Below are 12478 nucleotides of genomic sequence, written 5' to 3' on the forward strand. Positions count from 1 at the left end.
GCTGCCGATGGATATTCAAGCCCGACAAACGAAAATTAGAAATTTCTGTATCATCGCCCATATTGACCACGGGAAGTCAACCTTGGCCGACCGGATTCTTGAGTTTACCGGCGCGCTGACCTCCCGCGAAATGCAGGATCAGGTGCTGGACCAGATGGACCTGGAGCGTGAGCGCGGCATTACGATCAAGCTGCAGGCGGTTCGTCTGAACTACCGCGCCGACGACGGCGAGGACTATATATTGAACCTGATCGACACGCCGGGGCACGTCGACTTTACGTATGAAGTATCGCGCAGCCTGGCCGCCTGTGAAGGCGCGCTGCTGGTCGTGGATGCGGCGCAGGGGATCGAAGCCCAGACGCTGGCTAACGTATATTTGGCACTGGACAATAACCTGGAAATTTTGCCGGTCATCAACAAGATCGACCTGCCAAGCGCCGACCCGGAACGCGTGAAGCAGGAGATCGAAGATGTCATCGGTCTTGATGCCAGTGAAGCGGTGCCTGCTTCGGCGAAGGCCGGGATCGGGATCAAGGAAATTTTGGAGCAGGTCGTGAAGAAGGTGCCGGCTCCGACAGGGGTAGCGACGAACCCGCTGAAGGCGCTTATTTTCGACTCGCATTTTGATCCGTACAAGGGCGTTATCGTGTATGTGCGCGTCATCGACGGCTCGATCCGCGCAGGCTCGAAGATCAAGTTTATGGCGACGGATAAAGTGTTCGAGGTCATCGAGGTCGGTGCGTTCAAGCCGCGGATGGGGATGGTCGATTCGCTGGAAATCGGCGATGTCGGCTTTATCGTAGCCGGGATCAAAAATGTCGGCGATACCCGGGTCGGGGATACGGTCACCGATGCGAAAAATCCGACGCCGGAGCCGCTGCCGGGTTACCGCAAAATTAACCCGATGGTGTTCTGCGGCTTGTATCCGATTGAGACGAGCGATTACAATGATTTGCGCGAAGCGCTGGAGAAGCTGCAGCTGAACGACGCCTCGCTGAGCTTCGAGCCGGAGACGTCAACGGCGCTTGGCTTCGGCTTCCGCTGCGGCTTCCTCGGTCTGCTGCACATGGAAATTATTCAGGAGCGGATTGAGCGTGAATTTAACATCCCGCTGATTACAACTGCGCCAAGCGTTGTGTTCCGTGTTACCCAGACAAACGGCGAGACGTTAAGCATCGAAAATCCGTCGCTGTTCCCGGAGCCGGGCAAAATCGACTTCGTTGAGGAGCCGTTTGTCAAGGCCAAGGTGATTGTGCCGAACGATTACGTTGGCGCGATTATGGAGCTGTGCCAGGGCAAGCGCGGCGAATTCGTGAACATGGAGTATCTGGACACGACGCGCGTTACGCTCACCTACGACATTCCGCTGTCGGAAATCGTGTACGATTTCTTCGATCAGCTCAAGTCGAGTACAAAGGGATATGCTTCGTTTGACTACGAGCTGTCCGGGTACAAACGGACGAATCTGGTCAAGATGGACATTTTGCTGAATAACGAGCAGGTGGATGCGTTGTCGTTTATCGTCCACCGCGATCGCGCCTACAACCGCGGCCGGATCATTTGCGAGAAGCTGCGCGAGCTGATTCCGCGGCAAATGTTCGAGGTGCCGATTCAAGCGGCGATCGGCCAGAAGGTCATCGCGCGCGAAACGGTCAAGGCGATGCGCAAAAACGTTCTCGCCAAATGCTACGGCGGCGACATCAGCCGGAAGCGCAAGCTGCTTGAGAAGCAGAAGGAAGGTAAAAAGCGGATGAAGCAGGTCGGTAGCGTGGAAGTGCCGCAGGAAGCGTTTATGGCTGTGCTGAAGCTTGATGAATAAATAGTCTGAAGGATGATGGTCGAGACAATCGTCGCGGCCATCATCCTTTATTTAAGGGGCAGAAAGGAACAGCCGTGAAACAACTTACCCAAACGCCGGCCGCGGTATACCTGCATATCCCGTTTTGTACGAACAAATGCCACTACTGTGACTTCAACTCCTATATATTGAAGGGCCAGCCGGTGATGGACTACCTCGACGCGCTGGAGCGCGAGATGGAGCGTACCGTTCGGGAGGTGCCGCCGGGCAGCATTGAAACGATTTTCGTCGGCGGCGGTACGCCGACGGTGCTGACGCCGGAGCAGATGGAGAGCTTCCTACGCCGGGTGCGGACGTATTTCGGCAGCTGGACGCCGGAACTTGAATTTACGATGGAGGCCAATCCGGGCACGACCGACCTGGAGAAGCTGCAGGCGATGAAGGAAGGCGGCGTAAACCGGATCAGCTTCGGCGTGCAGTCGTTTGATAACGCGCTGCTGGAGCGGGTCGGCCGCATTCATAATACGGACGACGTATACCGCAGTCTGGACAACGCGCGGAAGGCCGGATTTACGAACATGTCGATTGATTTGATGTTTGGGCTGCCGCAGCAGACGATTGCCATTATGGAAGCGACGCTGCGCGAGGCGCTGGCGCTGGATCTCAAGCATTACTCGATTTACAGCCTGAAGGTGGAGGAAAATACGCTGTTCCATGCGCTGTACGAGCGCGGCAACCTGCCGCTTCCCGAGGAGGACGAGGAGGTTGGCATGTTCCTGCACATTATGAAGCGGCTGAGCGAGGCCGGTTACGGCCAGTATGAGATCAGCAACTTTGCGCGTCCGGGCTTCGAAAGCCGGCACAACTCGATGTATTGGCGCAACCAGCCTTATTACGGCCTGGGTGCGGGCGCGCACGGCTATGTGCATGGGCGGCGGCATGTGAACATCAAGGGGGTTCAGCCGTATATCGACGCAACCCGCGACCGGCGGCCGCTGCTGGAGCATCATGAGGTTGACCGTACCGAAGCGATGGAGGACTTTATGATGGTGGGACTCCGGCTGCTGCGGGGCGTGCGCCGCGCCGATTTCGCCGAGCAATTCGGACAGGAGCTGGAATCCGTATTCGGGAGCGCGCTTCGCGAGCTGCTGAGCAAGGGGCTGTTGACCGAAACGGCCGGCGGTTATCGGCTAAGCGAGCAGGGGATTTTGCTGGGCAATGATGTGTTTGGCCATTTTCTGGAGCAGGCGGAAGTCGGGTAAAAAAGGATTGCTATATTTATAAATTATGTTGTATATTTATTCATATTAATTATTCTTTCATTTGAATGGTGGGATGCTCCATGACAACAACCCTGACCTGCCGTAAGGCAACCGAACAGGACATTGATACGTTATATGACATCATACAAGGTTATGCGGAGAAAGGGATTATGCTTCCGCGAACACGCGAGATGCTGACCGCACAGCTGGACACGTTCGTCGTTGCCGAGGTGGAGGGGAAGCTTGTCGGCTGTGGGTCCAACACACGGCTTGGTGCTGATCTCGTCGAAATCCGGTCGCTTGGTGTGACGGAGGGCTACAAGGGGCTTGGCATCGGCAAAGCGATCGTCAGCTTGCTTGTCGAGGAGGCGCGCAAGCAGGGCATTCCGAAAATTATGGCGCTTACGTATGAGGTTGCGTTTTTCGAACGGATCGGCTTTACAGTGGTTCAGAAGGAGATTTTTCCCGAGAAGGTGTGGCGGGATTGCATACATTGCAAAAAACAGCACTGCTGTGATGAAATCGCCGTGTTGAAACGGCTCGATTGACTTGACACAGACCCTTGAGGTCTGTTATTTTTGTAGTAGCTTAGCACTCACTGAGACGGAGTGCTAACGAAGAGGCAACCGGGCTGAGGCTGATCCGTTCCTTATATGGCTTGCGGATTCAGGTCTCAAGCGGCTGGCGGCCGGGAACATCTGTACGCCGGAGGTGGAATGCGCATATGCTAACCGAACGACAACGACATATATTAAGTGCCATCGTAGACGATTATATCCGTTCCGCGGAGCCCATCGGCTCTCGCAGCATATCCAAACGCGGCAACGTGGGGTTCAGTCCCGCCACCATACGCAACGAAATGTCTGATTTGGAAGAAATGGGATTTCTGGAGCAGCCGCATACGTCGGCTGGCCGGATTCCTTCGCATAAAGGCTACCGGTATTATGTCGACCATTTGATGGCGTACGGCGATTCGGGCGTGGATGAAGATATTGACGTCATGAAGCAGTTTTTCGCGGACCGTCTGCAGCAGATGGAGCGGGTTATTCAGCAGGTAGCGATGATTTTGTCGCAGGTGACGCCGTATACGTCCATCGTGATGGGGCCGGAGATGCTGACGACGACGATGAAGCATCTGCAGATCGTGCCGCTGAACGAGCGGACGGCGGTTGCGATTGTGGTAACCAACACGGGCCAGGTTGAAAACAGGACGGTCACGATCCCTGAAGGCATCCCGATGTCGGAGATCGAGAAATTCGTGTCGATTTTGAACACCAAGCTGCGAAATGTGCCGCTGCTGCATTTCAAGTCCAAGCTGTATACGGAAATTGCTTCCGAAATGAGCCGTTACGTGTCCGGCTATGAGGAGCTGCTCGTCATGCTGGATTCGATTATCGAGCGCGAGGAGGAGCGGGTGTTCCTCGGCGGCACGACCAACATGCTGACGCAGCCGGAGTTCAAGGATGTCGATAAGGTGAAAAATATTCTCGACCTGCTCGCCGAAACGCCGAAAATTATTCAGCTGTTCGAAGGAACCGGCGCGAAAAGCGGCATTCAGGTCAGAATCGGCAGCGAAAACAAGCTGGAGGCGGTCAACGATTGCAGCCTGATTACCGCGACTTATTCCTATGAAGGCCAGATGCTCGGCACAATCGGCATACTTGGACCGACGCGGATGGATTATGCCAAGATGATCAAACTGCTGGACCATTTGTCCAAAGACATGACCCAGCTTATGGAGCGTTGGTATAAATGAGCCAAACCCGGCAGCCGGGCGCAGGGCAAGAGGGCGAGGAAGCATTCGCCACGCTGCGCAACAATGTGAACGCCGTCCGCGCGATTTGCTCGGCTGTCGAAGGCACATTAGGCCCCAAGGGGCTTGATACGATGCTGGTCGGCGCGCGCGGCGAAGTCATTATTACGAATGACGGCGTGACGATTTTGGAGAAAATGGATGTCGCGCATCCGGCGGCGCAGCTACTCGTACAGGTTGCCCGTGCTCAGCAAGAGCAGATCGGCGATGGTACGACGACCGCGACCGTGCTGGCAGGGGCGCTTGTCGCCGAAGGCGCTCGCCAGGTGACACGCGGCGTGCCGGTGGCCAAAGTCGTACGCGGCATTCAGGATGGCGTCGCGCGTGCGATGCGCGCTCTGGCGAGCCGGGCGCGGCCCGTAGAAGGGCTGGATGATCCGCTGCTGGAGCGGATCGCTTATGTAGCCGGCCGCGAGCAGGCCGAGCTGGCCGGGCTGATCGCCAGCGGCGCAAGGCTGCTCGGCGCGGCCAAGCTGCGCGAAGAAACGTTCCGCTTCGCCGATGTGGTGCAGTCGCTCGGCCAGGCGCGCGGCGAGGTATGGTCCGGCCTGATCGTCGCCAAGCGGCCGGCCAACACGCGGACCGACTTTCCGGCGCAAGCCGGCTGTGTGCTGATTTTGCAGGATGCGTTTGCGCCGGAAGAGGTTGCAGAGGAAGCGTTGACGACCGAGGCGGGCTACAGCCGGCATCTGCAGCTGCGCGAGCAGTTCCGCGCAGCGCTGGAACGGCTGCCCGAGCTGGGCGTCGGGCTTGTCGCCAGCGACCGCAGCGTGGACCCGGAAGCGGAGCAGTTTTGCACCGACCGCGGCATCATGGTGCTGCAGCGCGTGCCGCGCGCCGTGCTGCGGCGGCTGGCCGAGTACAGCGCCGCCCGTCCGGTGCGGCGTACGGCGCTGCTGCGGCCCGCCGCCGAATGGGCGGGCTACATCGGTTATGCCGGTCATATCGCATACGATGAGCGGCTGGAGTGCGTGCGCGTGGCCGATGGCCGCGGCCGCGCGCAGGTGTCGATCATCGTTGGCGCAAGCACCAACGAGCTGGCTGGCGAGCGGCTGCGGATTGCCCGCGACGCCGCATCGGCGCTGCAGGCCGCGCTGCGCAGCGGCTGGCTGCCTGGCGGCGGCGCGGCTGAGCTGGCCGCCGCCCGCGAGCTGGAGCGCTACCGGGAGACGGTGCGCGGCATGGAAGGCTTCGGCGTCGAAGCCGTCGCTTATGCGCTGCGCAAGCCGCTGTCGCAAATTGTCGTCAACGCGGGCTATAACCCGCTGGAGAAGGTCGAGGAAGCGAGAGCGGCCCAGCTTGCTGAAGCAAGCGACGCGCTGGCGATTGATTGCGACACAGGCGCTGTCATGAACATGGCGGACGCGGGGGTCGTGGACCCGGCGGACGTGAAGCTGCATGCGCTGCAGGCGGCCGGCGAAGTAGCGGCGGCGGTGCTGCGCATCCACACGGTTATTAAAATGCGACAGCCGCGGGAAGAGGCGTAAAAGCATAACGGCGCCGGCCTGTGTTGGCAGCCGCGTCCCGTGGTTATCCTAGAACTAGAAGCCAGGCAGATTTCATGAAGGAGGTGACAGATCAATTGAACACGGAACAAAAACAAGAGCAGCAGCAAGAACAGCAAGCCGAGCAGCATGAGCAGGCGGAATCCGCTACATACGAAGCTTCGGAGCAAGCACAGTCCGATCCGGCTGATTCCCCGTCCGAGGACGCTGTCCAGGCACAGGTGGAGGAAGCGAAGAAGCAGGCGGAGGAGCACTACCAGCGGTTGCTGCGCACACAAGCCGACTTCGATAACTTCAGAAGACGGACGCAGAAGGAAAAAGAAGATCAAGCGAAGTACGCATCGCTCAAGGTGATTGAGCAGTTGCTCCCGATTGTGGATAATTTCGAGCGGGCGCTGTCCGCCAGCAAGGATAACAAGGACGCAGACGCCTTGACCAAAGGCATTGAGATGATTTTCCGCCAGCTGGATCAAGTGCTTGCCGGAGAAGGACTCAAGGCGATGGAGACGGTCGGCGCGCCATTTAACCCGGAATACCATCAGGCGATTATGCAGGTGGAATCCGAGGAGCACGAAGAAGGCATTGTCGTTGAGGAAATTCAGAAGGGCTACCTGCTGAAGGATAAGGTTCTCCGCCCGGCGATGGTTAAGGTAAGCTCGTAATCAGGCATTCACAAATACAAGGAGGCATTTTCTCATGAGTAAAGTTATTGGTATTGACCTTGGAACGACCAACTCCTGCGTAGCCGTGATGGAAGGCGGCGAAGCCGTCGTTATCCCGAATCCGGAAGGCAACCGCACCACTCCGTCCGTTGTCGGCTTCAAGAAAGACGGCGAGCGCGTAGTCGGTGAAACGGCAAAACGTCAGGCGATCACGAACCCGGACCGTACGGTCATGTCGATCAAACGCCACATGGGTACGAGCCATAAAGAAGTGATCGAAGGCAAGGACTACTCGGCGCAAGAAATTTCCGCGATTATTTTGCAGAAGCTGAAGGCTGACGCAGAGGCTTACCTGGGCCAAACGGTAACGCAAGCGGTTATTACGGTTCCGGCGTATTTCAACGACAGCCAGCGTCAGGCGACGAAGGATGCCGGTAAAATTGCCGGTCTGGAAGTGCTGCGGATCGTCAACGAGCCGACAGCGGCTGCGCTCGCTTACGGGCTGGAGAAGTCCGAGGATCAGACGATTCTGGTGTATGACCTTGGCGGCGGTACGTTTGACGTATCCATTTTGGAGCTGGGCGACGGCTTCTTCGAAGTTAAAGCAACGAGCGGCGACAACAAGCTGGGCGGCGATGACTTTGACCAAGTGATCATTGACTATCTCGTAGCTGAATTCAAAAAAGAGCATGGCATCGACCTCGGCAAGGACAAAGCGGCTGTTCAACGTTTGAAGGATGCTGCCGAAAAAGCGAAAAAGGAACTGTCCGGCGTACTGACAACGACGATTTCGCTGCCGTTTATTACGGTTGTTGACGGCGTTCCGCAGCACTTGGAGATCAGCCTGACCCGCGCCAAATTCGAAGAGCTGTCCGCAGCGCTTGTTGAGCGCACACTTGGCCCAACTCGCCAGGCGCTGAGCGATTCCGGCCTGACAGCCGATAAAATCGACAAGATCGTTCTGGTCGGCGGCTCCACCCGTATTCCGGCCGTACAGGAAGCAGTCAAGCGTTTGACAGGCAAGGAGCCTCATAAAGGCGTTAACCCGGATGAGGTTGTTGCGCTGGGTGCAGCTGTTCAAGCGGGCGTCTTGACCGGCGACGTCAAAGACGTTGTATTGCTTGACGTTACTCCGCTTTCGCTCGGAATTGAAACGGCAGGCGGCGTCTTCACCAAAATGATCGACCGCAATACGACGATTCCGACAACGAAATCCCAGGTGTACACGACGTATGCCGACAACCAGCCAAGCGTGGAAATCCACGTGCTGCAGGGCGAGCGCGCAATGGCAAACGACAACAAAACGCTTGGCCGCTTTATGCTGGGCGATATTCCTCCGGCGCCGCGCGGCATCCCGCAAATCGAAGTCACCTTCGATATTGATGCCAACGGAATCGTAAACGTGTCCGCACTCGATAAAGGCACGGGCAAAAGCCAAAAAATTACGATCACTTCGTCGAGCGGCTTGTCCGATGAGGAAATCGACCGCATGATGAAGGATGCCGAGTCGCACGCTGAAGAAGACCGCAAGCGCAAGGAAGCGGTTGAAGTGCGCAACAACGCAGACCAGCTCGTTTATTCGGTTGACAAGACGATCAAGGATTTGGGCGACAAGGCTGATCAGGCTGAGGTCGAAAAAGCAAATGCAGCGAAAGACAAGCTGAAAAAAGCGCTTGAAGGCGATAACCTGGATGAAATCAAGGCAGCAAGCGAAGAGCTGACCGAAATCGTCCAGCAGCTGTCCGTGAAGCTGTATGAGCAGGCGGCGCAAGCTCAGCAAGGAGCAGGCGAAGCTGGCGGCGAGCCGCAAGGCGCTTCCCGCAAGGACAATGTCGTAGACGCGGATTATGAAGTAGTAGACGACAAGAAGTAAGCTTCTGTCGTACAATAAAGTTCGGGTCGCCACTGTGATACGGAATCCGCGAAGTCAAAGCCGCAGGACGGCTTTGACTTTCGGTTTTCCTGTCCGGTATGACCAGGCGTCCGCAAGGGCGCCGCTTTAACGGAAGGCTAGGGAGTGGGAGTGAAGGATGAGTAAACGCGATTACTATGAAGTGCTGGGGCTAGGCAAGGACGCTTCGCAGGAAGATCTCAAGAAAGCCTACCGCAAGCTCGCCCGTCAATATCACCCTGATGTGAACAAAGCCGCTGACGCCGAAGCCAAGTTTAAAGAGGCGAAGGAAGCGTACGATGTGCTGAGCGACGATCAGAAGAAAGCCCAATACGACCGTTTCGGCCATGTGGACCCTAATCAGGGCATGGGCGGCGGCGGTGCGGACTTTGGCGGCGGCTTCGGAGACTTGTTTGATATGTTCTTCGGAGGCGGCGGCGGTCAGCGGCGCAACCCGAATGCGCCGCAGCGCGGCAACGATTTGCAGTATACGATGACCATCGACTTTAAGGAAGCTGTTTTCGGCAAAAAGACGGACATCGTGATCCCGCGTACCGAAACATGCGATACATGTCACGGCAGCGGCGCGAAGCCGGGCACGAAGCCGGATACCTGCGGCGTCTGTCAGGGCAGCGGGCAGCAGGAGGTCGTGCAAAATACGGCCTTCGGCCGCATCGTGAATCGTCGTGTCTGCTCGGCCTGCCAAGGGCAGGGTAAAATCATCAAGGACAAATGCGGCGCCTGCCACGGCGCAGGCAAAGTTAAAAAGCAGCGTACGATCAACCTCAACATCCCGGCCGGCGTTGACGACGGCGCGCAGCTGCGGGTAACGGGCGAAGGCGAAGGCGGCTTGCGCGGCGGCCCGGCAGGCGATCTGTATGTGGTCATCCGTGTGAAGGCGCATGAATTTTTCGAGCGCGAGGGCGACGATATTTATTGCGAGGTGCCGCTGACGTTTGCACAGGCGGCGCTTGGCGACGAGATCGAAATTCCGACGCTGACCGAGAAGGTCAAGCTGAAAATTCCAGCCGGCACGCAGACAGATACGTATTTCCGCTTGAAGGGTAAGGGCGTTCCGCATCTTCGCGGATACGGCCAAGGCGATCAGCACGTGAAGGTGGTTGTTGTAACGCCGACCTCGATGAGCGAAGAGCAGCGGGATTTGCTGCGCGAGTTCAGCCGTCTGAGCGGCGAGCATACGCATGAGCAGAACCAGTCGATTTTCGAACGGATGAAGAAGGCGTTCCTGGGTGACTAGGCGCCTGGCTTGAAGAAGGGACGGCAGTCGATGCCGTCCTTTTTTCTGCTTTTGCTCCGCCATGACGGTATATTCGGGCCGGGGATGCGAGACACTAGGGAGGATTCATCATGCAGAGAAATGAGGCGTTGTGCATGTCGGACAAAGGAATTGCCGCTTCGTTTGCTTCGCCCGAAGCCGCGCTCGGCTGTATCGCCAAGCTGCAGGCGCTAAGAGCATCCGGGCTGCAGCTGGACGAGACGCAGGGGCAGCTTACAGGGACCGTTAGTGACGCTTCCTATGAGCAGGCGCTGCGGGTCATGCGCGAAGCGGGCGGCAGTTGCTGACCCGTAAGCCCTGAGCCTGCTGGCTCCCCGTAACTTGCATCCCCGTGACAACGGCTCCGCGGCTATGAGACGACTCAAGCCGGGAGCCGTTTTTGGGCTGTCCGGGTAGGCATGTCCACACCCTAACGAATAAATTGTGTCGGCCTTCCAACTTGTTGTATACTAGGGGCTATGCGTTAATTTGACTGATAGGGGAGGACATATCCGGTGCGTTGGCATGAACTTACGGTACATACGACCGAAGAAGCGATCGAAATGATCTCGAATTTTATACACGAGCTTGGGGCCGGGGGGGTCTCCATTGAGGAGTCCGGTACCTTGAATAAGCAGCGGGATACGTCGCTTGGGCAATGGTACGAGCTGCCGTTGAACGATATTCCCGAAGGGCGCGCCGAAATCAAGGGATATTTCGCCGAAGGAACGAACACGGAGGCGGTGCTCGCGGATTTGAAGTCGGCCGTGGATCGGCTGGCGGACTATGACATTGACACCGGCAATCCGGCGTATGAATGGAACGACGTGGACGACGAGGATTGGGCGACGGCGTGGAAGCAATATTTCAAGCCGCTGCGCGTCTCGGAGCGGCTGACGATCAAGCCGACCTGGGAGGAGTACACCGCCGGTGAAGGCGAGATCATTCTGGAGCTTGATCCAGGGATGGCCTTTGGAACGGGCACGCATGCGACGACCGCGCTTTGCCTGCGCACGCTGGAGCAAGTGATTCAGGGCGGCGAGGAAGTGATTGATGTCGGTACAGGCTCCGGCATTCTGGCGATTGCAGCGGCCAAGCTGGGCGCGAAGCATGTGCTGGCGCTTGATCTGGATCCGGTGTCCGTATCCAGCGCGACGGAAAATACGCTGCTGAACGGTCTGGAGGACCGAATTACGATCAAGCTGAGCGATTTGCTGCAGGTGCTGAATGAAACCCGCGCGTCCGATGCGTCGGCGCTTGGCGTCAGGCTGCCGGTGCAGGTGGTTGTTGCGAACATTTTGGCCGAGATTATTTTGCTCTTCATTCAAGATGTGTATGACGCGCTTGTGTCCGGCGGCACGTATATTGTATCCGGGGTTATCAGAAGCAAGCAGGAAACGGTGCAAGAGGCACTTACAGCGGCTGGCTTCGTGATCTCCACGGTGAACGAGGATCAGGACTGGGTCGTGCTCGTTGCCAGAAAGCCGTAGGTGAGCAAGCATGAACTGGAATTCCTTTCTGGCCTATCCGGTCGCGGAGCTGCCGTTTGTGTTTCTCGTGCTGCTGCTGGCGTTTACGGTGCACGAGTTTGCGCATGCTTTTTTGGCGGATAAGTTCGGCGATCCGACGCCGCGCGCGATGGGACGGGTGACGCTGAACCCGCGCGCGCATCTGGACTGGCTGGGCATGATTTTTTTCCTGATCGTCGGGATCGGCTGGGCGCGTCCGGTGCTGGTGAACCGGGGGCGGTTCAAGCGTCCGCGGCTGATGGGCATCATCGTGTCCTTCGCCGGGCCGTTCAGCAACCTGGTGCTTGGCTTTCTGTCTCTGATTGTGATGCTGCTGGTCGACAGCTTCGGCTGGCTGCACGGCGCAAGCCCGGGGGTAGCGCTGGCCGTCTCTACGTTTCTGAAATATATGGTAACCATGAACATTTTCCTGTTTATTTTAAATTTGCTGCCTTTTCCGCCGCTGGACGGCTACCGGATTCTGGAGGATGCGCTGCCGACCCGGCTGGCGATCAAGCTGCAGCAAATTCAGCAGTGGCTGTTTTATGCGGTGCTGCTGATGTTTTTTATTCCGCCGATTCGCGCGGTGACGCTAGGGCCGATTTTTGCCTGGCAAAGTGATATTTTGCGGTTTTTCCTCAAGCTGCTCAGCCCGTTTTTCGGTTCGTCCATCGGGATGTAGCGGGCTGACCACTGGTATTCCAAGCAGAAAACGTGTATGATGAAGGTTGACCGTTTTACGTTTTTTGTATAACGGTCTCAC

The 12478-nt window shown here is 57.4% G+C and carries 11 protein-coding genes; all 11 read left to right on the top strand.

Annotation, left to right across the window (positions count from 1 at the left end; translation table 11 throughout):
• The first annotated feature begins 7 nt into the window (after positions 1-7).
• Positions 8-1819, top strand: a complete 1812-nt coding sequence (gene lepA / locus AC6ROY_RS03335) for a translation elongation factor 4 (RefSeq protein ID WP_500098559.1) — start codon at positions 8-10, stop codon at positions 1817-1819.
• A 74-nt stretch (positions 1820-1893) separates the two neighbouring features.
• Positions 1894-3060, top strand: a complete 1167-nt coding sequence (gene hemW, locus AC6ROY_RS03340; RefSeq protein WP_500098561.1) for a radical SAM family heme chaperone HemW — start codon at positions 1894-1896, stop codon at positions 3058-3060.
• Positions 3061-3140: 80 nt separating this feature from the next.
• The gene (locus AC6ROY_RS03345; protein WP_500098562.1) at positions 3141-3608 is read left to right on the top strand and encodes an N-acetyltransferase; all 468 of its coding nucleotides are present in this window, start codon (positions 3141-3143) and stop codon (positions 3606-3608) included.
• Positions 3609-3784: 176 nt separating this feature from the next.
• Positions 3785-4816: a heat-inducible transcriptional repressor HrcA gene (gene hrcA / locus AC6ROY_RS03350; RefSeq protein ID WP_500098563.1), complete on the top strand. Its 1032-nt coding sequence runs from the start codon at positions 3785-3787 to the stop codon at positions 4814-4816.
• Positions 4813-6360 (top strand): TCP-1/cpn60 chaperonin family protein, encoded by a 1548-nt coding sequence (locus AC6ROY_RS03355; protein WP_500098564.1) that lies wholly within the window; start codon positions 4813-4815, stop codon positions 6358-6360. Before hrcA ends, AC6ROY_RS03355 begins: the two co-directional genes overlap by 4 nt.
• Before the next feature lie 95 nt (positions 6361-6455).
• Entirely contained in the window at positions 6456-7040 is a 585-nt protein-coding gene (grpE, locus tag AC6ROY_RS03360) for a nucleotide exchange factor GrpE (protein ID WP_500098565.1), read from the top strand.
• A gap of 34 nt (positions 7041-7074) precedes the next feature.
• Complete coding sequence (gene dnaK, locus AC6ROY_RS03365) at positions 7075-8913, top strand: molecular chaperone DnaK (RefSeq protein ID WP_500098566.1); 1839 nt, start codon at positions 7075-7077, stop codon at positions 8911-8913.
• A gap of 157 nt (positions 8914-9070) precedes the next feature.
• Positions 9071-10189 carry a molecular chaperone DnaJ gene (dnaJ, locus tag AC6ROY_RS03370; RefSeq protein ID WP_500098568.1) on the top strand — a complete coding sequence of 373 codons (1119 nt, stop codon included), beginning with the start codon at positions 9071-9073 and terminating at the stop codon, positions 10187-10189.
• A 110-nt stretch (positions 10190-10299) separates the two neighbouring features.
• The gene (locus AC6ROY_RS03375; protein ID WP_500098569.1) at positions 10300-10515 is read left to right on the top strand and encodes a hypothetical protein; all 216 of its coding nucleotides are present in this window, start codon (positions 10300-10302) and stop codon (positions 10513-10515) included.
• A 207-nt stretch (positions 10516-10722) separates the two neighbouring features.
• Positions 10723-11697, top strand: a complete 975-nt coding sequence (gene prmA / locus AC6ROY_RS03380) for a 50S ribosomal protein L11 methyltransferase (protein ID WP_500098570.1) — start codon at positions 10723-10725, stop codon at positions 11695-11697.
• Positions 11698-11707: 10 nt separating this feature from the next.
• A complete protein-coding gene (locus tag AC6ROY_RS03385; protein WP_500098571.1) occupies positions 11708-12397 on the top strand; it encodes a site-2 protease family protein in 690 nt (229 codons plus the stop codon).
• The last annotated feature ends 81 nt before the right edge of the window (positions 12398-12478 follow it).

The organism is Paenibacillus sp. sg306046 (assembly GCF_059821225.1).